The 22,321-nt window shown below is 71.9% G+C and carries 18 protein-coding genes and 4 tRNA genes; 9 read left to right on the top strand and 13 right to left on the bottom strand.

Translation table 11 applies throughout. From position 1 onward, the window contains the following. Positions 1 to 47 precede the first annotated feature (47 nt). Together ACTOQ1_RS22315 and ACTOQ1_RS22310 are read left to right on the top strand one after the other, a co-directional pair. Positions 48 to 1,274: a sensor histidine kinase gene (locus ACTOQ1_RS22315; protein WP_440069918.1), complete on the top strand. Its 1,227-nt coding sequence runs from the start codon at positions 48 to 50 to the stop codon at positions 1,272 to 1,274. Between the two features lie 37 nt (positions 1,275 to 1,311). Then, on the top strand, positions 1,312 to 1,983 hold the full coding sequence (locus tag ACTOQ1_RS22310; RefSeq protein ID WP_440069917.1) for a response regulator: 672 nt from the start codon (positions 1,312 to 1,314) through the stop codon (positions 1,981 to 1,983). A 30-nt stretch (positions 1,984 to 2,013) separates the two neighbouring features. Here ACTOQ1_RS22310 and ACTOQ1_RS22305 read toward each other — a convergent pair whose 3' ends face one another. The 10 genes from ACTOQ1_RS22305 to ACTOQ1_RS22260 all read right to left on the bottom strand — a co-directional run bounded on the left by ACTOQ1_RS22305 (position 2,014) and on the right by ACTOQ1_RS22260 (position 9,876). Continuing rightward, positions 2,014 to 2,931, bottom strand: coding sequence for an NAD(P)H-binding protein (locus ACTOQ1_RS22305; protein ID WP_440069915.1), 918 nt, complete (start codon positions 2,929 to 2,931; stop codon positions 2,014 to 2,016). 189 nt (positions 2,932 to 3,120) lie between these two features. Then, a complete protein-coding gene (locus ACTOQ1_RS22300) occupies positions 3,121 to 3,669 on the bottom strand; it encodes a hypothetical protein (RefSeq protein WP_440069914.1) in 549 nt (182 codons plus the stop codon). Beyond that, a complete protein-coding gene (locus ACTOQ1_RS22295) occupies positions 3,666 to 4,133 on the bottom strand; it encodes a hypothetical protein (protein WP_440069912.1) in 468 nt (155 codons plus the stop codon). Before ACTOQ1_RS22295 ends, ACTOQ1_RS22300 begins: the two co-directional genes overlap by 4 nt. A 34-nt stretch (positions 4,134 to 4,167) precedes the next feature. Then, positions 4,168 to 4,950 carry a hypothetical protein gene (locus ACTOQ1_RS22290; protein ID WP_440069910.1) on the bottom strand — a complete coding sequence of 261 codons (783 nt, stop codon included), beginning with the start codon at positions 4,948 to 4,950 and terminating at the stop codon, positions 4,168 to 4,170. A gap of 25 nt (positions 4,951 to 4,975) precedes the next feature. Continuing rightward, on the bottom strand, positions 4,976 to 5,476 hold the full coding sequence (locus tag ACTOQ1_RS22285) for a hypothetical protein (protein ID WP_440069908.1): 501 nt from the start codon (positions 5,474 to 5,476) through the stop codon (positions 4,976 to 4,978). Positions 5,477 to 5,524: 48 nt separating this feature from the next. Next, positions 5,525 to 7,066, bottom strand: coding sequence for a hypothetical protein (locus tag ACTOQ1_RS22280; RefSeq protein ID WP_440069906.1), 1,542 nt, complete (start codon positions 7,064 to 7,066; stop codon positions 5,525 to 5,527). Then, entirely contained in the window at positions 7,063 to 8,514 is a 1,452-nt protein-coding gene (locus tag ACTOQ1_RS22275; RefSeq protein ID WP_440069904.1) for a pyridoxal phosphate-dependent decarboxylase family protein, read from the bottom strand. Before ACTOQ1_RS22275 ends, ACTOQ1_RS22280 begins: the two co-directional genes overlap by 4 nt. 1,106 nt (positions 8,515 to 9,620) lie before the next feature. Continuing rightward, positions 9,621 to 9,692, bottom strand: a tRNA-Val gene (locus ACTOQ1_RS22270). Positions 9,693 to 9,706: 14 nt separating this feature from the next. Further along, positions 9,707 to 9,777: transfer RNA gene (locus ACTOQ1_RS22265), tRNA-Cys, on the bottom strand. 27 nt (positions 9,778 to 9,804) lie between these two features. After that, a tRNA-Gly gene (locus ACTOQ1_RS22260) sits at positions 9,805 to 9,876 on the bottom strand. Positions 9,877 to 10,029: 153 nt separating this feature from the next. Between ACTOQ1_RS22260 and hutH the strand changes: the two genes are divergently transcribed. After that, the gene (hutH, locus tag ACTOQ1_RS22255) at positions 10,030 to 11,577 is read left to right on the top strand and encodes a histidine ammonia-lyase (protein ID WP_440069902.1); all 1,548 of its coding nucleotides are present in this window, start codon (positions 10,030 to 10,032) and stop codon (positions 11,575 to 11,577) included. Positions 11,578 to 11,682: 105 nt separating this feature from the next. On the opposite strand, the gene ACTOQ1_RS22250 is transcribed toward hutH, so the two are convergent. Beyond that, entirely contained in the window at positions 11,683 to 12,999 is a 1,317-nt protein-coding gene (locus ACTOQ1_RS22250; RefSeq protein ID WP_440069900.1) for an NAD(P)-binding domain-containing protein, read from the bottom strand. A gap of 73 nt (positions 13,000 to 13,072) precedes the next feature. Between ACTOQ1_RS22250 and ACTOQ1_RS22245 the strand changes: the two genes are divergently transcribed. The 3 genes from ACTOQ1_RS22245 to ACTOQ1_RS22235 are packed head-to-tail and all read left to right on the top strand — an operon-like array spanning position 13,073 to position 15,811. Next, a complete protein-coding gene (locus ACTOQ1_RS22245) occupies positions 13,073 to 13,960 on the top strand; it encodes a LysR family transcriptional regulator (protein ID WP_440069898.1) in 888 nt (295 codons plus the stop codon). Positions 13,961 to 13,964: 4 nt separating this feature from the next. Next, positions 13,965 to 14,984, top strand: a complete 1,020-nt coding sequence (locus tag ACTOQ1_RS22240; protein ID WP_440069896.1) for a chorismate-binding protein — start codon at positions 13,965 to 13,967, stop codon at positions 14,982 to 14,984. Beyond that, a complete protein-coding gene (locus tag ACTOQ1_RS22235) occupies positions 14,981 to 15,811 on the top strand; it encodes an aminotransferase class IV (RefSeq protein WP_440069894.1) in 831 nt (276 codons plus the stop codon). Before ACTOQ1_RS22240 ends, ACTOQ1_RS22235 begins: the two co-directional genes overlap by 4 nt. A gap of 120 nt (positions 15,812 to 15,931) precedes the next feature. Here the strand turns inward: ACTOQ1_RS22235 and ACTOQ1_RS22230 are convergent, their stop codons facing one another. Next, positions 15,932 to 17,374 carry an LVIVD repeat-containing protein gene (locus tag ACTOQ1_RS22230; protein ID WP_440069893.1) on the bottom strand — a complete coding sequence of 481 codons (1,443 nt, stop codon included), beginning with the start codon at positions 17,372 to 17,374 and terminating at the stop codon, positions 15,932 to 15,934. A 52-nt stretch (positions 17,375 to 17,426) separates the two neighbouring features. Here ACTOQ1_RS22230 and ACTOQ1_RS22225 point away from each other — a divergent pair, with 52 nt between their 5' ends. Continuing rightward, positions 17,427 to 18,032 carry a DUF305 domain-containing protein gene (locus tag ACTOQ1_RS22225; protein WP_440069891.1) on the top strand — a complete coding sequence of 202 codons (606 nt, stop codon included), beginning with the start codon at positions 17,427 to 17,429 and terminating at the stop codon, positions 18,030 to 18,032. 168 nt (positions 18,033 to 18,200) lie between these two features. Here the strand turns inward: ACTOQ1_RS22225 and ACTOQ1_RS22220 are convergent, their stop codons facing one another. After that, entirely contained in the window at positions 18,201 to 18,617 is a 417-nt protein-coding gene (locus ACTOQ1_RS22220) for an SsgA family sporulation/cell division regulator (protein ID WP_184547867.1), read from the bottom strand. A 472-nt stretch (positions 18,618 to 19,089) separates the two neighbouring features. Here ACTOQ1_RS22220 and ACTOQ1_RS22215 point away from each other — a divergent pair. Together ACTOQ1_RS22215 and ACTOQ1_RS22210 are read left to right on the top strand one after the other, a co-directional pair. Next, positions 19,090 to 19,161: transfer RNA gene (locus ACTOQ1_RS22215), tRNA-Val, on the top strand. A 167-nt stretch (positions 19,162 to 19,328) separates the two neighbouring features. Then, positions 19,329 to 22,205, top strand: a complete 2,877-nt coding sequence (locus tag ACTOQ1_RS22210; protein ID WP_440069889.1) for a helix-turn-helix transcriptional regulator — start codon at positions 19,329 to 19,331, stop codon at positions 22,203 to 22,205. The last annotated feature ends 116 nt before the right edge of the window (positions 22,206 to 22,321 follow it).

Genomic DNA, 22,321 nt, shown 5'->3' with positions numbered 1-22,321 from the left:
CTCCGCGGAGGAGGCGGCGAACACGGCGCCCGGTCTACTGTTCGAACATGAGTCGCATGCGCGGATGGCGCCGTCACGTGCGCGGGTTGCGGGGGCGCGCGTACGGATGGCGCGATCGGGTGCGCGGATGGGGTGGCAGGGTGCGCGGGCGGGGCGGTCGCGGGCAGGTGCCGGACGCGGCGCTCGCCGGGGGGATCGCCCTGCTGCTGGTGGCGGGCACGCTCGCCGGGCCCGCGCAGGGCGCCCCGCACGGGCCGGCCGAGTACGCGCTGCTGCTCGCCGGCGCCCTGTCGCTCGCGGTCCGGCGCCGCTTCCCGGCCGTGGTCGCGCTGGTCGCCGCGGTGTGCATGACGGCCTACTCCGTGCGGGCCGGCACCGGCCCCCCGGCGGCCTTCCCGGTGCTGGTGGCCGTCTACACCGCGGTCCTGGCCGGTCGCCGCGCCGCCGCCGTGGCCGCGAGCGCCGTGTTCCTGAGCGGAGACCTGGCGGCCGGCCTGTCGCCCGGGTCCGCAGGGGTCTCGCAGAACTCCACCGGCCTGCTGGTCGGCTGGTTCGTCGCCGCGGGCGTCATGGGCGTGGTCTCCCGCCACCGCGGGGACGACCTGAGACGGGCGGAGGAGCGCGCCGCCGAGGCGGAACGCACCCGCGAGGAGACGGCCCGCCGCCGCGCGGACGAGGAACGGCTGCGGATCGCCAGGGAACTGCACGACTCGCTCACCCACAGCATCTCCGTGATCAAGGTGCAGGCCGGGGTCGCGGTCCACCTCGCCCGCAAGCGGGGTGAGGAGGTGCCCGGACCGCTGCTCGCCATCCAGGAGGCCAGCGGGGAGGCCATGCGGGAACTGCGCGCCACCCTGGAGGTGCTGCGTGACGACGGGCCGCCCGGCAGCGGGCTCGACCGCCTCGCCGAGCTGGTCGAGCGGTCGCGGGCGACGGGCCTGCCCGCGACCGTGGTCGTGGACGGGGAGCGGCGGGCGCTCTCGGCGGACGTCGACCGCACCGCGTACCGGATCGTCCAGGAGGCGCTCACCAACGCCGCCAGGCACGCCGGTCCCGCGGTGGCGTCGGTGCGCATCACCTACGGCACGAAGGAGCTGACCGTGCAGATCGACGACGACGGCAGGGCGGCGCCCGGTGCCGACCCGGTGCCCGGGGTCGGGCTGAGCGGCATGCGCGAGAGGGTCACCGCGCTCGGCGGGCGGCTGCGCGCCGGCCCCCGCTCCGAGGGCGGTTTCCGGGTCCGCGCCGAGCTGCCCGTGGACGGTCCCGCGTGACGCGCGCCCGCACCGGGCTCCCGCCGGAGGGCGCCCCGTGATCCGCATGCTGCTCGTCGACGACCAGGCGCTCATCCGCGCGGGATTTCGCGCCCTGCTCGACGCCGAGGACGACATCGAGGTGGTGGCCGAGGCGGCCGACGGGCTGCGGGGCGTCGCGCTGGCCGTCCGGCACGTCCCCGACGTCGTGCTCCTCGACATCCAGATGCCCGTCCTCGACGGTATCGAGGCGACCCGGCGGATCGCCGCCGATCCGGGCCTGGCCGGGGTGCACGTCGTGATCCTGACCAACTACGGGCTCGACGAGTACATCTTCGACGCCCTGCGCGCGGGCGCGGCCGGATTCCTGGTCAAGGACACCGAACCCGAGGACCTGCTGCAAGGTGTCCGGGTGGCCGCGCGGGGAGACGCCCTGCTCTCGCCCGCCATCACCCGCAAGTTGATCGACCAGTACGTCTCCCGTCCGCCCGGCGTGGACACGGAGGAGGTGCTGAAGGTCCTCACCAGGCGCGAGCGGGAGGTCGTGGCGCTGGTCGCCCGGGGCCTCAGCAACGACGAGATCGCCGCGCACATGGTGATCAGCCCGTTCACCGCCAAGACCCACGTCAGCCGCGCCATGATCAAAACCGGTGCCCGCGACCGTGCCCAGCTCGTCGTCCTCGCCTACGAGTCGGGCCTGGTCGCGCCCCGGTCCGCGGGCGGCCCGTAGCCGGCAGGCCGGACCGGGCGGCGCGGGTGTTCACCGGGTGAAGTCGGCGGCCCGTTCCGCGACGAACTCCTCCACCGTCGTCGCGGGCCTTCCCGTGACCGCCTCGACGTCCCTGGTCGCCCGGTCGTAACGGTTCAGGCGGTGCAGGCGCGCCATGGTGATGATGTGCTCCTCGGTGTGCGCGGGGAGCCCGGCGGGGGAGAGGACCTCCTCGGCCCAGGTGTCGAGCGGGACGTCCACGTAGGTGATCTTCCTTCCCAGCGCCCGGGAGTACTCCTCGGCGACACCGGTCATCTCCTGGGACCGTGGTCCGGTCAGCTCGTAGACGTTCCCGATGTGCGGTCGCGGGTCCTCCAGGATCGTGGCGACGACGGCCGCGACGTCGCCGGCCGCGACCGGTGACGTGCGGCCGGTGCCGAAGGGAAGCCGGATGGTCCCGCTGTCGGCGATGGAGCGCTCGGCCAGCGTCGTGAACATCGGGTTCTCCAGGAAGGAGGTGGGCCGGACGTGCACGACCGGAAGCCCGGACCAGTCGAGCACCTGCTCCGACAGCCAGTGCAGCCGCTGCTGGTGGGACTCCTCGGTGCTCAGCGCGTTCATCTGGGACACGGTCATCTGCGAGATGCCGACCAGGGCCTCCAGGGCGCCCACCGCGCGGGCGACCGTCGCGACGGTCGCGGTGGCCTCCAGGTACGACGGTGACACGCTCATGCCGAAGAACATCCGGGAACAACCGCCGAGGGCGTCGGCCACGTCGCCGGGCCGGGTGAGGTCGCCGATCACCACCTGGGCCCCGAGGGCGCGCAGCGCGTCCGCGCGCCCGTCGTCGCGGTGCGCCATCGCCCGAACGGGCAGGCCGTGTCCGCGCAGCAGCCCGACCACGGTGCGGCCGACGCCCCCGACGGCCCCACCGGCGCCGGTGACGAGGATGGGATCGTCGTCGGCCATCGCCGTGCCTCCTCACCGCCTCGCTCCCGAGCCCCGGCCGATCACCCCTCATGGCTCACCCGGCGCTCCGACGTACCGTATTCGAGACGTTACTCCAGGCCACGGCGCCGCCGGGCCGCGGGGTCACCGGCCTGGACGCCAAGGCCGCCGGCCCGGTTCACCACACCGCGCCGGCGGCCCCGGACACCGTCAGACGGGCAGTACCCGCAGGGCGGGGTAGCGGACCGAGTTCAGGTACAGCTTGTCGGTGCCGTGTTCCTTCTCCAGCTCCAGGACGAATCGATAGCGGTAGAGACCCGGCCGGGCCTCGCTCATCACCGCCCCGGCCCAGTAGTAGTAGACGGCGGTGTACTGGTCGCGCATCCGGTCGGGAGCGCCGTAGACCTTGAGCTCGGTCATGATCCGGCGTTCGGCGACGTCGTCCTCGTCGCCCTTCTCGATGTCGAGGAAGACGATGTTGTTGATCTTCGGCATCGGGGGCCAGGTGCCGTCCGCGCCGCGGTGCATGTCGATCGGGCGGATGATCCAGTTGATCACCTGGCCCTGCTTGCAGATGGTCTCCAGATGGTCGCTGCCCTGCCCGATCCCGCCGACGCTGTTGTCCATCATGTAGAGGCAGCCTTCGAGGGACTTCGTCGCGGCGGCCCGCTCCATGTCGACGAGGGTCACCACGTTCAGCTGGACGGAGTTGAGCTGGCCGCGATCGGCGAAGTCCGTGGCCGCGTACGCCTGGGTCATCGGCCTTCCTTTCCCTCGTTGGCGGGACCGGCCAGGGCCGGCCGGGCGGTGGGGGTGAACGGCGTGCTGACGGTGCCGAGCAGGAACGAGAGCCGGTACGGGACCGGTTCGGTGAGGTCCTGCTTGACCTCGGCGGTCCAGAACACGATGTCGGTGCCGGGATACACCTTCTGCGTGGGCTCGGCGATCCGGGGGTCGATCTCGATGTCGCTGAGGGACACGTAGGTCTCGCACTCCAGCGGGATCACGTTCCACAGCAGGGTGTCGCCCTTGCGCACCCGGCTGTGCAGCGCGGGGGTGCCGAAACCGGTGGACCCCGCGGCCTTGTTGGTGTCGTAGAAATAGAGGTTGTCGTCCAGGTTCTCCGACGCCAGCGCGGCCACGGGGTCGACCACCGCGGTGATCGTCACGGGCCGGGCGGGCCGGGCGGGCTGGCGTTCTGGCTGCTTGTTCCTCGGGGGCATGCGGCTCCTCCGCTCGAAAACGTTCCGGATCGGGTCAGCGGACGGCCGGGACGGCCGGGAGGGGGAGCGCGCCCACTCCGGCACCGGTGAACCCGTTTCGCTTCGGGTCGTTGATGATCTTGAGGCTGGACGTGCAGGTCATGTCCACGGACTGCCAGACCATCTCGTCGTTCTGCTCGACCAGCTCGTGCAGCTGGATGTGCATGGTGTATGGGTAGACCCCGGGCCGGCTCGTGTCCACGGTCGCGGCCCAGTACCAGCCGTCGTAGATCATGTCGGGCGACCCGTACTGGGCCGGGTACATGATCTTCTCCGTGACGGCCTCGCCGGTGATGTCGGTGATCACCGGAGCCGGGTAGTTGTACGCGGCGGAGCTGCTCGTGGTCTTGCCGGTGACGTCCAGCAGCTTGGCCGCGGTGAGGCCGCGCCCGCCGCCCTGCTTGCCGGCGCGCTTGCCGACCCGCCGCTGCAGCCGCTTGAGATCGGTCTCGCTCACGCCGTCCTCGGTGTTGAGCGAGGCCAGCTCGTTCAGCGTGCGCCGGTCGTCGGCGCGTTCCTGCTCGGCCAGGTAGTTGCGCGGCACCGTCGGGGGGATCGACCCCAGCGCCGCGGGCAGCCAGTTCAGCACCTGCTCGGTCGCCTGCGACCCGTCGAGGAAGTGGGTGCCGGGCACGATCGTCACCAGCTGCTCGGTGCCCACCCCGGCCGAGCCGAACAACTTCATGTTGTCGAACCAGTACGTGTTGCCTTCGAGCGACCGCGTCCGGAGCGCGTTCTCGACGTCGAAGAGCACGATGATCCCGTGTTGCTGGGCCATGAAACCGCCTTTCGCAGAACGTGGCTCACACGCGCAGCAGCGCGGGCGAGTCGATGTGCAGCACGCTGTTGGGGCCTTCGTGGAGCCTGAGGGAGAGCCGGTACCGGTACGGGACGCCGGGCGTCATGTCGTAGGGCACGACGCCCTCCCACACCAGCAGGTCGTAGTTCTCGAAACCGTTGGAACCCGTGGCGTCGGCCCTCGCCCCGGGCACGGCACCGGGCGCCGCGACGCTGGAGGGCGCCGCCGGGTGCGGCGGCGCGGCCTGGCCCGCCGGGGACGGGACGGCCGCGCCGGACAGGAACTCGATGGCCTGGATCTCGACCGGGGTCTGCACGTCCACGTGGATGGGCGTCCACTGGACGACCTGCCCCGGGGCCACCGCCGTGATGAGCTCGGGGGTCCCCTGGTGCCTGCTCCCCGCCGAGCTGTCGTCGACCAGCGAGAGATTGCCGTTGTGCAGCGTCCGGTCGGACAACGCCCCGACGGCGTCGACCATCACGACGATGCTGATTCTCTGTCTCATCGATCCTCCCTTGTCGGATGTCATGTGGGCGTACGGGCCACCACGTGCTCAGCCCCGGTCCCTGACCAGCGGCGTCTTGCCGACGGTGGTCCGTTCGATCTGCGGTGAGGAGGGGGGCGTGAACACCAGCCGGAACCCGTATCCGGTCTGCTCGATGGCCGCCGCGTTGGCCTCCCGGTCGTTGAAGAGCGACAGGGAGCTCGGCAGCGCCTGGGTGAACAGCTGCCGCGTCCCGCTCGGGCCGAGCGCGTGCTCGACGGCCGCGGTCATGCCCTCGGCGTCGTCCACCGCCACCAGCAGGGTGAGGGTCCGGTCCTCACGGTGGTTGTGGAACTGGACCTCGTGCGCGACCAGGTCCAGGTCGACGCCGGTCGTCGAGCGCAGCCGCCCGCGCAGGGCCGCGTAGGCCAGCGTCGCCGAGTACTGGCTGTCGTTGAGGTGCAGCACGTCGGCGGTGCGCCCGGCGAACTCGAATCGCTCGGTGCGCAGCCCCGGCCCGTTCAGGGCGGGGCGGCGGATCATCCGGTCGCCGAGCTTGAGCCGGAGCAGCGGCGTCTCGTCGGCGTGCAGCCGGGTGACGACCAGCTCGCCCTCCTCGCCCTCGGCGACGGCCCGGCCGTGCTCGTCCACGATCTCCACCAGGTGCAGCCCCGGCACGGCCGAGAGCGCCGGCGAGGCGTGGTCGAGCTGGAGCCCGACGCACTCGGCCTGGGTGGCGGCGAAGTAGCTGAGGATCGACACGTTGGGGAAGAACGCCTGCAGCTCGTCGCGCTTGCGCTGCGGCAGGGAGCCGCTGCCGTACATGGCGACCCGGAAGCTCGCCCTGGCGTGCGGGGGCAGGCCCGCGCCCAGCTCCGGCAGGAGCGCGATGCCGGCGGTGATGCCCATCAGCGCCTTGTGGCCCGGGTAGGAGAACATGTGCTCCAGCACCGGCGCGCTCACCGGCCCCGCGCCGATGTAGTTGACCTCCGGGACGTGGGACAGGACGCCGCCGACCATGGTCCCGCTGCTCCACATCTGGTAGTCGGCCAGGGTGGTGAACAGCCAGCGCGGCGCGGGGCCGCGCAGGTAGCGGCCGAGCTGGTAGGCGCCCATGAACGCCCCGGCGATGCGGTAGGTGTCGCGCAGCTCCCGCAGGGAGTACACGATCTCCAGGGGCATGCCGTCACCGGTGCCGCCGCTGGCCACCACCTCGAACCCGCCGTGGTCGAGCGGCACGACCATCCCGGCCCGCGCGCCCATGAACATGTCCCGCTGCACGGTCTTGTCCGAGAGGGGGATCCGCTCCCACTCGGACATGTCGGCGGGCGCGTCGCGGATCCCGAAGTAGTGCAGCCGCTCGCGCCACAGCGGATTGAGCAGCGCGATGCCGACGAGCTGCTGGAGCCGGCGGAACACCAGCGCGTTCTGGAGGTCGAGCGGGGACTCGCAGTACGGGACTCCGGCGAGCCGCCCGCACTCCTCCAGCTTCCCCGTGAACGACGGCAGCCGGGTGACGTCGTCCACCGAGCGGGGCCGCAGCTCCTCCTCGGGGATCAGCCGTGCCGCCAGCTCCGCCGAGGTGGTGATGTCCAGATCCGTCATGGTCATGAGTGACTCCCGTTTCGCTGGTCGTGCCGGGTCGTGGCGCTCGCGCGCAGCACCCGTTGCCCGATGTCCCTGATCTCGGCGATGAGCATCGCCAGGTGGTCGGCGTCGATCAGGTGGTTCATCACCACCACGCGCAGCGCCGCCACCCCGTCGATGTCGACCTTGGAGATGAAGAAGCGCCCGCCGCCCCGGATCCGGTTGCGGATCTCCAGCTGCAGCCGGTGCACGGTCGCCGGTTCCAGGCCGTCCGGCCGGTACCGGAAGCACAGGATGTTGGACTCCGGCTCGTGCGCCACGGCGAAGTCCGGCTCGGCGGCGAGCATCCGGTACGCCTGCCGGGTCATCGCGCACAGCCGGTCGATCCGCTGCGCGAACAGCGCCGGGCCGTAGACCGACCAGACCGTCCAGAGCGGCATGATCATCGGGCGTTTCGTGCACTCGAAGTTCTTGTCCGCGCTGTCGTAGGCGCTGTAGACGTCCGGTTCCTCGTCGAAGACGTAGCTGGCGCGCTGCCGGAACGCGCCGCGCGCCGACGTGCCGTCGCGGTAGAAGAGCAGCGTGCACGGCGCCGGCATGAACAGCATCTTGTGGGCGTCCCAGGTCAGCGAGTCGGCCTGCTCGATGCCGCGCAGCCTGTCCCGGTGCCGGTCCGACAGCAGCAGGCTCGCCCCGTGCGCCCCGTCCACGTGGAGCCAGAGCCCATGCCGGTGTGCCACGGCCGCGAGCTCCTCCAGCGGGTCGAAGGCGCCCATCGACGTGGTCCCGGCCGAGGCCACCAGGCAGAACGGTCGCAGGCCGCGCCGGTATGCCTCGGTCAGTGCCGGGCCGGCCAGATCGGGGCGGATCCGCCCGGCCCGGTCGACCGGGAGCCGGACGATCTGCCGCTCGCCGATGCCGAGCACCCCGGCCGCCCGGGTCACGCTGTAGTGGGCCTCCTCGCTGACCGCGATGGCCGGGGACCCCTGCATGCCGCCGGCGCCGCGCGTCCAGATCTGGGGGAAGGCGCGGTTGCGGGCGGCCAGCAGCGCGGTCAGGTTGGCCAGGGAGCCCCCCGAGGTCGTCACCATGGCGAACCGGTCGCGGCTCCAGCCGATGAACCGGTTGAGCTCCTCGGCCATGAGCCGCTCGGCGACGCTGGGGAGCTGCCCGGCCTCGTAGAAGGAGGAGGGCTGGTTGACCACCGAGCCGACCAGGTCCATGAGGCTGGCCAGCGGCACCACGCCGGAGAACTGCCGTCCCATGTAGCCGGGCGAGTACACCGGGATGCCGGTCCCGGTGTACAGGTCGACGATCTGGTTGACCCGGTCGGCGTCGAAGTCGGCGACGCGCTGCCGTTCCGGGGTCATCAGCCCCCGCGCGGCCTTCAGCAGCACCGCGGGGTCGAGGAGGTCGAGCCCTCGGACCGACCGGTCGCCCAGATACGTCGTCAGGCGGCTGACGATGTCCACGGCGCCGTCGTGGAAACGTCCGGGGTCGAAGGCCGCGGTGAGGGCCGGCGTGGGAGACCGGGAGCCTTCGCCGGTCGCCGGCTCTGGAGTCGTCGGCTCTGGAAAGGAACTCTGGACATCGGAAAGCGAACTCGTCACGGAGGAGGCTCCAAACGATCCGGCGTCGAGAACGCCATATGGTCGCGCCTGGGCGGGAGTCCGGGCATGGTGAATTGAACTCCCGGGCGATCACATGGAGGTTCTCGTGAATAAATACGTGATCTGCGATGGTGCGTCGGGCGAGAAATAGATCTCCGGCATCCGGGGCGCGAGGTGGAATTCGCGCCGCCGGGCCGTTTCGACGTGTTGGAACGGTCCAACTTCGGGAGGGAAGGTTGATCGGTGATGGTGGGGGATGGCACGAGGGGCGTCGCCGCCCCTGCTCACGTCCTGTTCGAGCGGTCCGGATCGGTGCGGCGGCGCTGCCGCCGACGATCAGGATCTGGAGGAGATCCGTCGTCGACGAACAGCGATTAATTCGAGGTGAATTTCACTCGCCGGATACGTTGGCACGCCCGTCATGTAAGCGACCTAACCATTGATGACGTGAGGGGCGCAAGACCTCGGACGCAGGTGGAGTGGCAGATTCCGGCCACAGTTACTCACGCGCGGCGATTGGGATGGGGAGATGCTCGGTGGCTCTTAGTTGTTTTGGGGCTTATGGGTTTTTCTTGCGAACGTGGATTAAGCCCGGCGTTTGAGGTCGCCCGGCGGAGGGCGGTCCTTCGCGCCGAGGACGCCCGGGCCCGCGCCGAGGCCGAGATCTTCGAGGCCGCCCCCGCGCCTGCGGAGCCCTCGACGGAAGCCTGCGGAGCCCTCGATGGAAGACCGTGTGAGGGCGCCGGGGCCCGCAGGGCGAGAAGGCTCCGGGCCGATCCCTCGATCCCGGGACCTCGGGGACTCCTGATGCGCCAGAACCGGGCATGTCATCCAGGGGGGCCGAGATGCCGGGGAAACCCGTTCGGGCGCGGCGCGAGGGGGCTCCTGTGAGATCCGGGGCGACGGCCGAACGCGGGAGGCCAGATCCGAAGATCTTCGAATCTGGCCCCTGAGCTGGTAAAACCGGGTGGACGATACAGGGATTGAACCTGTGACCTCTTCCGTGTCAGGGAAGCGCTCTCCCGCTGAGCTAATCGTCCTCGCTGAAAACCAGAGGTGGAGACGGGATTTGAACCCGTGTAGACGGCTTTGCAGGCCGTTGCCTCGCCTCTCGGCCACTCCACCGAGTGGGGGGCGCATGCCCCTTTTCCGAGCGGAAGACGGGATTCGAACCCGCGACCCTCACCTTGGCAAGGTGATGCTCTACCACTGAGCCACTTCCGCGTGCCTCCGGGACCGGCCCGGACTCACGGTGAGAACTCTAGCGAATACCCGGCGACTCCCCAAACCGAATACGACCGGTATCTTGAGATGTAAGGAGCCGGCAAGGGTTTCACCGGTTACCAGTGCTCCCCCCTACGCGAGAGAGTTGACAGCATGCGCGACAACGAGGTCGTGAACATCGGGCCGGAGCCGTTGAGCTTCGAGGAGGTCGTCAGGGTCGCCAGGCACGGTGCTCCCGTACGCCTGGGCGACGACGCCGTGGCCGCCATGGCGGCGGCCCGCACCCGCGTGGACGAGCTGGCCGAGAGCCCCACCCCCGCCTACGGCGTCTCCACCGGGTTCGGCGCCCTGGCCACCCGGCACATCGACCCCTCGCTCCGCGCCCAGTTGCAGCGATCCCTCGTACGCTCGCACGCCGCCGGGTCGGGGCCCGAGGTCGAGATCGAGGTCACCCGGGCGATGATGTTGCTGCGCCTGCACACCCTGGCCACCGGCCACACCGGCGTGCGCCCGAAGACGGCCAAGGTGCTGGAGAGCCTGCTCAACGCGCGGATCACCCCCGTCGTGCACGAGTACGGAAGCCTCGGCTGCTCCGGCGATCTCGCGCCGCTCTCCCACGTGGCCCTCACGATCATGGGCGAGGGCGTCGTCCGCGACGCCGCGGGGGAGCGGGCCGATGCCGCGGAGGCCCTCAAGCGGGCGGGCATCGAGCCCGTGGAACTGGTGGCCAAGGAGGGGCTCGCGCTCATCAACGGCACCGACGGCATGCTCGGCATGCTCATCCTGGCCATGGACGACCTCGCCCGCCTGTTCAAGACCGCCGACGTGAGCGCGGCCATGAGCGTGGAGGCGCTCCTGGGCACCGACCGTGTCTTCGCCGCCGACCTGCAGGCCCTGCGCCCGCACCCCGGGCAGGCGGCCAGCGCCGCCAACCTCAGGGCCCTGCTCGGCGGCTCGCAGATCATGGAGTCCCACCGGGACGGCACCTGCACCCGCGTCCAGGACGCGTACTCCCTCAGGTGCGCCCCGCAGGTCGCCGGGGCCGCCCGCGACACCCTGGCGCACGCCGCCCTGGTCGCCGGGCGGGAGCTGGCCTCCGCGATCGACAACCCGGTGGTCCTGGCCGACGGCCGGGTGGAGTCCAACGGCAACTTCCACGGAGCCCCCGTCGGCTACGTGCTCGACTTCCTGGCCATCGCGGTCGCCGACATGGCGAGCATCTCCGAGCGCCGCACCGACCGCATGCTGGACGTGGCCCGCAGCCACGGCCTGCCCGCCTTCCTCGCGGACGACCCCGGCGTCGACTCCGGCCACATGATCGCCCAGTACACCCAGGCGGCGGTGGTCTCCGAGCTCAAGCGCCTGGCCGCGCCCGCGAGCGTCGACTCCATCCCGAGCTCCGCCATGCAGGAGGACCACGTCTCCATGGGCTGGTCGGCCGCGCGCAAGCTGCGCCGCTCGGTGGACGGCCTCACCCGGGTGCTCGCGGTGGAGGTCCTCACCGCCGCGCGGGCCCTGGACCTGCGCGCCCCGCTGCGGCCCGCCCCGGCGACCGGGGCCGTGGTGGACGCGCTGCGCCAGTCCGTCCCCGGTCCCGGCCCCGACCGCTTCCTCGCGCCGGAGATCGAGACGGTGGTCCGGCTCGTCGCGGCCAACGCGGTCGTCGCCGCCGCCGAGACGGTCACCGGCCCCCTGTCGTAGGGCGGTCACGGCGCCGTCACGGCGCCGTCACGGGCCGCCGGCGCGGTGATCCCGCCGTCACGGCCCGCGACGAGCCCGGTGGACGCCGCGCCGTCACCGCCGCCGTCACCGGCCCGCGGGGAGGGCGGCGATCACCTCCACCTCGATGAGCAGCCCCGGCCGGAACAGCCGCGAGACCTCCACGGTCGTGCTGGCCGGGGGTTCGCCGGTGATGAAACGCTCGCGTACGGCCCCGTACTCCCGCAGCAGCGACATGTCGGTGAGGTGGCTCCGGATGTGCGTCACGTCGTCGAACGTGCAGCCCTGGTCGGCGAGGACGCGTGACAGCAGGTCCATCACGTACTCGGACTGGCGCGTCATGTCCCCCTCGCCGACCACCCTCCCCTCCTCGTCCAGCGCCACCTGCCCCGAGACGAACAGCAGGTCCGCGGCCCTGGTGGCGTGGGAGTAGAGCCCGTTGGTGGCGGGAACCGTGGCCGGGTTCAGTCTCGTCACGCCGGTACGGCCCGGCCCTCCCTCCCCTGTATCTCCGATGCCCCTGATGTCCCTGGTTTCCCCCTGGCCCGCCTGGCCCGCCTGGCAAGGCTCGCCCGTCCGGTCCGCCCCGGTGGGACCGGTCGCGGCGACGTGCGTGAAGATCGCGGTCAGGTCCGCCCCGCCGAGCCCGGCCGCCACCGCGCCCGCCAGCCTGGCCCCGGCCGCGGCGACGAGCGTCTGGGTCCCGTGCGCGGCCAGCCCCATGTCCTTGGCCGCCAGGCCGAGGGCGTAGCGCGTCCCGTACGGACCGCTCTCGACGGCCGGGCGGACCCGTTCGACGAGCGGTCCCAGCGGCGTGCCGCCGAGCACGTCCAGCAGGGCCGCGGTGTCCACCCCGGTCGCCTCCGCGTACGCGACGGTCTCGGCGAGCAGCACCTGGGCGGGCACCAGCGCGCTCATCACGGCCAGCTTCATCGCCGCGCCCGCGCCGGGGCCGCCGGCCTCGAGCACCCGGCCGAACACCTCCAGCGCCTTCCGGCAGCGGGCCAGATCCCCGGGCAGGCCCCCGGCCAGCACCACCAAGGTGCCGTCCGCGGCCGGCCCCACGCTGCCCAGGACCGGCGCGTCGACCAGTCCCACCCCCGGGGGAAGCAGGTCGCGCAGCCCGGCCACCGCCTCGGGCCCGATCGTCGACATCTCCGCGACCACCGTCCCTGGCCGCAGCCCCGGTGCCGCGTCCGCGAGCACCCGCCTGGCCGCCGCGGGGTCGGCGAGCATCGTGACGACCAGCTCCGCGCCCGCCACGGCCTCGGCGGGCGACGCCGCGGCGGCGGCCCCCTCGACCGCGCGGGGGGTGCGGTTCCACGTCGTCACCGTGTATCCGGCGGCCACGAGCCGCCGGGCCATCGGGGCGCCCATGCGTCCCAGACCAAGAAAGGAAATCACGCGCTCCACGCTACGAACCGGGAAGGCATTCCACCAGCGACTAGATTGCATGCAAGCCATGCGAAGGAGGAATGTGTTCGACGTCGAAGGGCTGCGCCTGCTGGACACCGTGGCCCGCACCGGGTCGTTCACCGCGGCCGCCGCCAGGCTCAACTACACCCAGTCGGCCGTGTCCCGCCGCATCGCCACCCTCGAACACCGCGCGGGCGGCCCGCTGTTCGAGCGGCTGCCGCGCGGGGTGCGGCTCACGCCCGCCGGTGAGGCGCTGAACCATCACGCCCAGGTCGTCCTGAACCGGCTGACCAGGGCGGAGGAGGAGCTGGCCGGGATCCACGGCGGCTACCGGGGGCGGCTGCGGGTGGGGGCGTTCGCCACCGCCAACGTCGCGCTCGTGCCCGGCGCCCTGCGCGCGTTCCGCGAGGACTTCCCCGAGGTCGAGCTCGTCCCGATCGAGGGGCCCAGCGGGAGCCTGCTGCGCCGCATGCGCGAGGGCGGCCTGGACGTCGCGGTGGTCAGCGACTACCCGTCCGAGCTGCCCCGCGAGGAGGAGATCGAGATGATCGAGCTGGCCGGCGACGAGCTGCTCGTCGCGCTGCCCCGCGATCACCGGCTGGCGGCGGAGGAGATCGTCGACCTGCGCGAGCTGCGGGAGGCGACCTGGATCGAGGCGCCCCCGCCCGGCCGGGCCACCGCGCTCGCCGCGGCCTGCGCCCGCGCCGGGTTCGCGCCCCGCGCCACGGTCAGGATCGCCGAGTGGACGGGCAAGTTCGGGTTCGTCGCGGCCGGGCTCGGCGTCACGCTCGTCCCCGCCATCGCCGCGTACGCCGTACCGGCCGATCTGGTGCTCCGCTCCCTCGGCGACCTCGCTCCGCGCCGGACCGTCTACGCGGCGCTGCCGCCCACCCCGCTGCCCGCCGCCCGCACCCTGGTGCGGCTGCTCGCCGAGCGGGCGGGACAATAGGGCGGTGCATGACTCTTTTGCGCATGTCACCGGATATCTGGCCACCGGCCTCCGGGACCTCACCACCGATCTCGCCGCGCTGGACGGCGAGGGATGGTGGGCCGTCGTGATCGACTACGAGGGCAAGGTGACGTGCGCCAGGTTCGGGGACGTCCGCAGGGCCCCGCTGCCCGCGCCGCGCGGCCCCTGGCGCGGGCCGCACCCGTCGTCGTGGCGCACCTCCCTCGACCGGGCCGCGTACGAGGACGGCGTGCGGCGCATCCGCGCCCACATCGAGCGGGGCGACGTCTACCAGGCCAACCTGTGCCGGGTGCTGAGCGCGCCTCTCCCCGCGGGGCAGGGACCGGACCCGCTGGCCCTGGCCGTACGGCTGGCGGAGGGCAACCCCGCCCCCTACGCCGCCACGGTGAGCCTGCCGGGGCTGAGCGTCGTGTCGGCCTCCCCGGAGCTCTTCCTGTCCAGGGACGGCGACGTGGTCGAGTCCAGGCCCATCAAGGGGACCGGGGTCACCGCGGCGGACCTGCTGGAGAAGGACTACGCGGAGAACGTGATGATCGTCGATCTCGTCCGCAACGACCTGGGCAGGGTCGCCGCGGTCGGTTCGGTGAGCGTGCCCGCCCTGTGCGAGGTGGAGGAGCACCCCGGTCTCGTGCACCTGGTCTCCACGGTCCGGGCGCGGCTGGCGCCCGAGTACGGGTGGCCGGAGCTGCTCTCCGCGACCTTCCCGCCGGGATCGGTGACCGGCGCCCCGAAATCCTCGGCCCTGCGAATCATCGATGAGCTCGAACCAGAGCCGCGCGGGCCCTACTGTGGAACCGTGGGCTGGGTCGACGCCGACCGGAGGCGGGCGTCCCTGGCCGTGGGGATCCGCACGTTCTGGCTGTCGTCCGACGAGATCCGTTTCGGTACGGGCGCGGGCATAACCTGGGGTAGCGATCCGCGACGCGAGTGGGACGAGACCGAGCTGAAGGCCTCCCGGCTCATCGCGCTGGCATCAACATCAGGCTCAGAAGGAGTCGCATGAACGTACCCATATGGCTTAACGGGGCACTGGTCTCCCCGGATCAGGCCGTCGTCTCGGTGTTCGATCACGGCCTGATGGTCGGTGACGGGGTGTTCGAGACGATCAAGTGCATGGACGGCGCCACGTTCGCGCTCACCCGCCACCTCGACCGGCTCACGCTCTCGGCGCGGCGGATGGACCTGCCCGACCCCGACGTGGCCGCGATCGCCGACGGGATCCGCGCCTGCCTGGCCGAGGCCCCGCCGTGGCGGCTCGGCCGCGTCCGGGTCACCTACACCAGCGGCCCGGGGCCGCTCGGCTCCGACCGGGGCGACCAGGGCTGCACGACCGTGGTGATCGCCGACGAGCAGAAGGCGTTCCCGGCCACCGCCGACGTCACCGTCGTGCCCTGGCCGCGCAACGAGCGCGGCGCGCTCGCCGGGGTGAAGAGCACCTCCTACGGCGACAACGCCAAGGCGCTGTTCTACGCCAAGGCGAGGGGCGGCGGCGAGGCGATCTTCGAGAACCTCGCGGGAAACCTCTGCGAGGGCACCGGCAGCAACATCTTCGTCGTACGCGACGGGCGGCTGCTCACCCCCACGCTCGCCTCGGGCTGCCTGGCCGGGGTCACCCGCGCGCTCGCCCTGGAGTGGTGCGGGGGCATCGAGGAGGACGTCCCGCTCTCGGCCCTGTACGAGGCCGAGGAGGCGTTCCTGACCTCCACCACCCGTGACATCCAGCCGATCCGCGCGGTCGACCGGACCGTGCTGCCCGCCGCGCCCGGCCCGATCACCGCCAAGGCCATGCAGATCTTCGCCGAGCGCTCCGCCGCCGACCTCGATCCCTGAGCCCGGTTCCCCGGGATTCGTTCCCGTTCCCGGAGCCACGTTCCCGGCTCCGGTGAGGGCGTGCCCCACCGGAGCCCGGAGCCGGCCGTCCGGCGGTCACGGACCGGCCGGACCGGCGGGCTAGTAGGACACCTGGGTCTGCGCGTTCAGCTCCTTGGTCCTGACCTTGGCGGCCGGGTCGGTCAGCGGGTCGTCGATGCGGAGCACGTCCAGGCCCTTGGTGATGTCACTCGAGTAGATGTGGCCGTTGTAGTAGTACGCCGACCAGGAGCCGCCGACCCCCGGCACCGGGCCCCGCTCGAAGAAGCCGATCTCCCGGGGCTTGGTCGCGTCGGTGAAGTCCCAGACCGACACCCCGCCCTGGTACCACGACTGGACCATGATGTCCTTGCCCGGCACCGGCAGCAGCGATCCGTTGTGCGCGACGCAGTTCTCCTCGGGCGACTGCTCCCTCGGGATCTTGAAGTAGCCGCGGAGCGTGAGCCTGCGGTCCTTGCCGAGGTCGTACACGGCGTTGGCGCCCTTGGTCTTCGGGGTGTTGGCGTCGCAGGTCGCGCTCACGCCGCCGCCCAGCTCGTCCCCGAAGACGATCTTGGTGGCGTCGTTGTTGAACGTCGCCGAGTGCCAGATCGCGAAGTTCTCCTTGTCGCTCACGTGCTGGAGGACCTTGGGGTTGACCCGGTCGGAGATGTCCATCAGGATCCCGTCGCCGAAGCAGGCGGCGGCGGCGAGGTCCTTCTCCGGGTAGACCGTGAGGTCGTGGCAGCCGCCGATGGCCCCCTCGACGGCCTTCTCGGAGAGGGCCGGCTGCGAGACCACCTTCGCGGTCTTCGGGGCCTCGACCGGCACCTCGACCACGGAGATCTTGTTGTGCGGGGGCGGGCAGGTCGCCGTGCCGGGCTCGGGGCCGGGGGAGGAGATGTAGAGGTAGACCTTGTCAGGGCTCTTGCCGGGGACGAGCGTGTGGGTGTGCGAGCCGCAGTCGGTCTGGACCGCCGAGACGAACTTGGGGTTGGTCTTGTCCTCGATGTCGAAGATCCGGATGCCCTCCCAGGCGTCCGACTCCGGCTCGCCGCGCTGGGCGTCGCACTCCGGGCCGACCCTGGCGGAGTCGATCGACAGGAACAGCAGGTTCCCGCTCACCGAGATGTCGTTCTGCTCGCCGGGACAGAGGACCTGACTGGCGATCGAGGGCTTCGACGGGTCGGAGATGTCGAAGACGCTGAAGCCGTCGAAGTTGCCGACGAACGCGTAGTCGCCCTGGAAGGCCAGGTCGGTGCCCCACGACTGGGGCCCGTCGAGCGGGGCGCTGGGGGGCACGTTGGCCAGGTGCGTGATGTTGTCGCTGTGCGTGCCGTCCCCCGAGATTCCGGAAGCGGGGGTCTCCGCCGGCTGTTCCGAGGCGCTCGGGCTCCCCTGCGGGGTGGGCGCGGCCGCCGTGGACGGTGGCGAGGCAGCGGGAGTCGGATCCGCCCCGCACCCTGCCACGAGAAGTAGCGCGGACAGGACGAATGCCACGATCGGTCGCACGGTGCCCCCATTACGTCGGTCCACTTGCCCCATTATTGAAGCTATGCGGAGGATGCGTGTGCCGAGTCAGGGTATCGCGGTGATCATGATGGCAGCGGTTCTCGGTGGATGCGCGGAGGCCGGATCGGAGCGGTCCACCCCGCTGGTCGCCGAGTCCGGCGCGCCGGTGATCGTCCCGGGTGGCCCGGGGGAGGTCGGTCGCACGGCGAGGCCCGGCGAGCGCCTCGGGGAGTCCGAGGCGCGCGTCACCGCGGCCGACGTCAGGTTCGCCGAGGGCATGATCCCGCACCACCGGCAGGCGCTGGAGATGGCGGCACTGGTGCCGGCCCGGTCGTCCTCGCCGGTCCTGCGGAAGCTCGCCGAGCGGATCACCGCGGCGCAGCGGCCGGAGATCGCGGCCATGACCTCGTGGTTGAGGGCGGCCGGACGCCCCCCGGGCGAGCACGGCGGCCACGACGACCACACGCTCCCGCTGGAGGAGATGAACCGGCTCAGGGCGGCCAGGGGGGCGGCCTTCGACACCCTCTTCCTGACCCTCATGATCACCCATCACGAGGCGGCGGTGACGATGGCGGGGCTCCAGCTGCGCGAGGGCACCGACCGGGTCATGCTGGCCACCGCCAAGGACGTCGTCTCCGGGCAGGCCATCGAGATCGCCCGGATGCGGGACCTGCTCAAGCCCGGGACGTAGCCTCGAACCCGAGACGCGGTCTCAACCCGGGACGCGGCTCTTCGGACCCGGGATGAGTCCTCGAGCCCGGGTCGGGGCCTCAGGCCCGGATCGGGCCTCGAGCCCGGGTCGGGGCCCGGCGGCCCCGCAGGGAGGCCGTCACCGCGCGACCCGGCGGCCGGGGACCCGTCACGAACTCCAGAGCATGTTGCTGAGCTCGGCGTCCAGATCCATGAAGTCGGTCTCGCGACCGGCGGGGACCAGCTCGTACGTCCGGTGCAGGAACTCCGTGAGCGGGGCCAGGGGCACCTCGAACAAGGCCTGCCCGAACGGCGACGTGAGGCTTATGTGCAGCGTGCGCTCGCCGTCGGCGCGCGCCGGCCACACCTGCACGTCCCCGTCGCCGACCCGCCGCACGATGCCGACCGTCAGCAACTCGCGAGCGAAGATCCACTCGACCGGTTCGTCGTTGCCCACGTGGAAGGCCATCCTGATCGCGTACGGATCACCGGCCGTGTAGCTGAGCCCGGCGAGCAGGGGGACGGTGGTACGGTCGGGGACCACAAGCCGAAGGCCTAGCTCGGCAGAGACGGTGGCGCTGTTCATCGTCAGCCAAACCTTTTTCGTCGTCGGTCCCCTCTGCGGGGCTTTCACTGCTCTCACTGCTCCGAAACGGCCTCGTTCCTCGCGAGCTATCACGCGGAACAAAGAAACCTGTAGGAAAGATTCCGCCTCGACGCCCTTCTGTAACACACATCACAGCGCGACATTTGGGCATCTACCTGGCTAAACATCACCAACAGGGCCGTATTTGCAAGGGTTTTGCGTCTCGTTTTGGTCACCGTCGACTCCCTGGCGGGGCGTCTCGGGTGATTCGGGTCGAGCGCGGGTCGTTCGGTGCTTCTACGGATCAGGACGATGCTATGACACCGTAGCCCCCCGCCGGATGCATCCTCAGACCTTTGCCTCCCGACCGTGTCGTCTTTCAAGATCATTTAGTTGGCGGATACCGCTTCGCGAGCACTCCCGGATTGCTGTATGGTTTTCCACGTCGGCACCGTGAGGGGCCGCACAGGGCGGGCGATTAGCTCAGCGGGAGAGCGCTTCGTTCACACCGAAGAGGTCACTGGTTCGATCCCAGTATCGCCCACACTAGCAAGTCGCAGGTCAGAGCCTCCTGGTTGACGTCAACCGGGGGGCTTTTTCCATGATCGGGCATCTCGTGCGGCGGGAGTCGCCGGGACGGGCTCGGAGCGGGGCGGGGAGGCGTGCCCCGCGGGACGCCTGACTGTCGGTGGCCGGTGGCATCCTGGGGGCGTGAGAGCCCACACGGTAAGCCCCCTGTTCGTCGGCCGCGCCGACGAACTCGCCGTCCTGGAAGGCGCGCTCGCCAGGGCGCGCTCCGGATCGGCCTCGACCGTGTTCGTGGGAGGCGAGGCCGGGGTCGGCAAGACCCGCCTCGTCCGCGAGTTCACTGAGCGCTCCGACGACGCCCTGGCGCTGGTCGGCGGGTGCCTGGAGCTGGGCGTCGACGGCCTCCCCTTCGCCCCCTTCACCGCGGTGCTGCGCAAACTCGCCCGCGACCTGGGCCATGACGGCGTCGCCGCGCTGCTGCCCGGCGGGGCGACGCGGGGGCTCGCCCGGCTGCTGCCGGAGTTCGGTGAGCCGGAGAGAGAGGGCGCCGAGGCGCGGGCCCGGCTCTTCGAGCAGATCCTGGGCCTGCTGGAGCGGCTCGCCGATACCCGGCCGACGATCCTGGTCGTCGAGGACGCCCACTGGGCCGACCGCTCCACCCGCGACCTGCTGTCGTTCCTCGTCCGCTACCAGCGCCCCGACGTGCCCCTGCTGACCCTGGTCACCTACCGGGCCGACGAGCTGCACCGCACGCACCCCCTGCGCCCGCTGCTGGCCGAGCTGGGCCGGGTCGACTGGGTCACCCGGCTCGACCTGCGCAGGCTGAGCCGCCGGGAGGTGGGCCAGCAGGCCGCGAGCATCCTCCACGGCGAGCCGGTCGCCGACATCGACCTGGTCTACGCGCGCAGCGAGGGAAACCCGCTGTTCGTCGAGGCGCTGCTCAGCGAGGGCGGGGGCGAGACCCTGCCCGACTCGCTGCGCGACCTGCTGCTGGCCAGCGTCGAGCGTCTGCCGGAGGAGACCCAGGAGCTGATGCGGCTGGCCGCCGCCGGCGGGGCGAGGATCGAGCACGCGATGCTCTCGGCCGTCGCCGGGGCCGACGACGGCGACCTCTCCCGCCTGCTGCGCCCGGCGGTGGCGGGCAACGTGCTCGTGGTCGACGGCGAGACGTACGCCTTCAGGCACGCCCTGATCCGCGAGGCCGTCCACGACGACCTGCTGCCCGGTGAGCGCACCCGCCTGCACACCCGTTTCGCCGAGGCCCTGGAGGCCGACCCCGGCATCCTGCCCGCACCCAGGTCGGCCATCGAGCTCGCCCACCACTGGCACGCCGCGCACAACCCCCTCTGGGCGCTGATCAGCGCGTGGCACGCGGCCGCGGCCGCCAGGAAGGCGGCGGCCTACGACGAGCAGCTGCGCATGCTGACCCGGGTGCTCGAGCTGTGGGAGGCGGTGCCCGACGCCGCGGAGCGGATCGCCGCCGACCACGTCGACGTGCTCCGGCAGGCCGTCACCGTGGCGCACCTGGCGGGGGAGTTCGAGCGGGGCATCTCCCTCGCCAAGGCGGCCCTGCGGGAGATCGACACCGCCACCGACCCGATCCGCGCGGCCCGGCTGCTGCGGCAGCGCGGGCTCGTCAGGTACGACCTCGGCAGGGCCGGGTACGTCGAGGACCTCCGCACCGCCGCCAAGCTCGTTCCGGCCGAGCCGCCGACCTCCCTGCGCGCCCAGGTCCTGGAGAACCTGGCGCGCGTGCTCAGCGAGCACGGAGACCGGGCGGAGAAGGAGGCGACGGCCGAGGAGGCGATGCGCATCGCCCAGGAGGTGGGCGACGCCGACGCCGAGGCTCACGCGCTCATCACCCTCACCTGGGCCGGTTGCCGTTACTCCCGGACGGAGGACGAGATCGCCGCGTTCGCCCGGGCGCGGGAGAACGCGGGCAGGGCCGGCTCCTACCACGCGCTGATGCGGGCCGTCATCTTCGAGTCCGACGCCCTGGAGGGGGGCGGGTGGCATGAGCGGGCCGCGGAGGTCGCCCGCCGCGGCGTCGCCGACGCCGAGGCGTACGGCCTGGCCCGCACGTCCGGCGCCTTCCTGGCGATCAACCTGGTCGAGCCCCTGGTCTCGCTGGGCCGCTGGGACGAGGCGTCCGAGGTGGTCGAGCGCGTCCTCGAGGTCGCCCCGCCGGCCCCCTACCGCGCGAGTCTGCAGGGCCTGGCCACCGACATCGCGCTGGCCCGCGGAGACCTCGATCGGGCCGAATCGCTCATCCGGGCCTCGCGGGCCGTGTTCTCCAGGGGCACCTACCGGAACCAGACGATCCTGCCCCACCTGCGCAGGGAGATCGAGCTGCTGGTGGCGCGCGGCAGGCACGACGAGGCGTCCGCGCTCGTCGAGCGGACCCTGGACGAGCAGGACCTGGAGATCACCCCCCGCTATGTCTGGCCGCTCCTCCTCGCCTGCCTGCGAGTGGTCGATCCCCCGCTGCCCCGGCTGCGCGCCGTGGCCGCGAGGCTCGGCGTGGAAGGGGAGCTCCAGAGGGCGCACAGCCTCACCTTCACGGCCGAGGCCGCCCAGACGGAAGGGGTGCTCGACCGGGGGGCGTGGGACGCGGCGGCCGCCGCCTGGGCCGCGCTCCGCCAGCCCTACGCCGAGGCCTGCGCCCTGCTCGGCGCGGCACGGGCCGCCGTCGCGGCGGGGGAGCGCGACGAGGCCGCGCTGAGTCTGCCCCGGGCGGCGGAGCTCGCGGCGCGCGTCGGGGCCCGGCCGCTCGCCGCCGAGATCGGCTCCCTGGCCAGGCGGGCTCGGATCCCGCTCTCCGGGGAGCCCGCCCCCGCCGAGCCGGTCTCCGAAGGGGCCGGGTTCGGGCTCACCGCGCGCGAGCACGAGGTGCTGGGCCTGGTGGCGGCCGGCCGCAGCAACCGCGAGATAGCGGGGGAGCTGTTCATCTCGGCGAAGACCGTCAGCGTGCACGTCTCCAACATCCTCGCCAAGCTGGGCGCCGCCTCGCGCGGCGAGGCCGCGGCGACGGCACACCGGCTGCGCCTGTTCGAAGGGTGAAACGTCACCACGTCTCACGTTGCTGTCCGTTAAGCCACATATTTCAGACTAAATAGTCCGAAACAGCTCTTGTTTCGCGTTCTCCGGGTTTCGTGCCGATCCGCGCGTCCCCGGTC

It is taken from the genome of Streptosporangium sp. OZ121 (genome assembly GCF_051918885.1).
GTDB lineage: Bacteria > Actinomycetota > Actinomycetes > Streptosporangiales > Streptosporangiaceae > Streptosporangium.
Note: the sequence above shows the minus strand (reverse complement) of the source record. Positions and strands in the feature narration are given on the sequence as shown.

Excerpts from the sequence above, each read along its gene's own strand:
- ACTOQ1_RS22235 (WP_440069894.1), top strand. The coding sequence starts at position 14,981 with ATGAACGTACCCATATGGCTTAACGGGGCACTGGTCTCCCCGGATCAG.
- ACTOQ1_RS22220 (WP_184547867.1), bottom strand. The coding sequence starts at position 18,617 with ATGAACAGCGCCACCGTCTCTGCCGAGCTAGGCCTTCGGCTTGTGGTC.
- ACTOQ1_RS22295 (WP_440069912.1), bottom strand. The coding sequence starts at position 4,133 with ATGCCCCCGAGGAACAAGCAGCCAGAACGCCAGCCCGCCCGGCCCGCC.
- ACTOQ1_RS22315 (WP_440069918.1), top strand. The coding sequence starts at position 48 with ATGAGTCGCATGCGCGGATGGCGCCGTCACGTGCGCGGGTTGCGGGGG.
- ACTOQ1_RS22300 (WP_440069914.1), bottom strand. The coding sequence starts at position 3,669 with ATGACCCAGGCGTACGCGGCCACGGACTTCGCCGATCGCGGCCAGCTC.
- ACTOQ1_RS22280 (WP_440069906.1), bottom strand. The coding sequence starts at position 7,066 with ATGACCATGACGGATCTGGACATCACCACCTCGGCGGAGCTGGCGGCA.
- ACTOQ1_RS22230 (WP_440069893.1), bottom strand. The coding sequence starts at position 17,374 with ATGGGGCAAGTGGACCGACGTAATGGGGGCACCGTGCGACCGATCGTG.
- ACTOQ1_RS22225 (WP_440069891.1), top strand. The coding sequence starts at position 17,427 with ATGATGGCAGCGGTTCTCGGTGGATGCGCGGAGGCCGGATCGGAGCGG.
- ACTOQ1_RS22305 (WP_440069915.1), bottom strand. The coding sequence starts at position 2,931 with ATGGCCGACGACGATCCCATCCTCGTCACCGGCGCCGGTGGGGCCGTC.
- hutH (WP_440069902.1), top strand. The coding sequence starts at position 10,030 with ATGCGCGACAACGAGGTCGTGAACATCGGGCCGGAGCCGTTGAGCTTC.
- ACTOQ1_RS22290 (WP_440069910.1), bottom strand. The coding sequence starts at position 4,950 with ATGGCCCAGCAACACGGGATCATCGTGCTCTTCGACGTCGAGAACGCG.
- ACTOQ1_RS22285 (WP_440069908.1), bottom strand. The coding sequence starts at position 5,476 with ATGAGACAGAGAATCAGCATCGTCGTGATGGTCGACGCCGTCGGGGCG.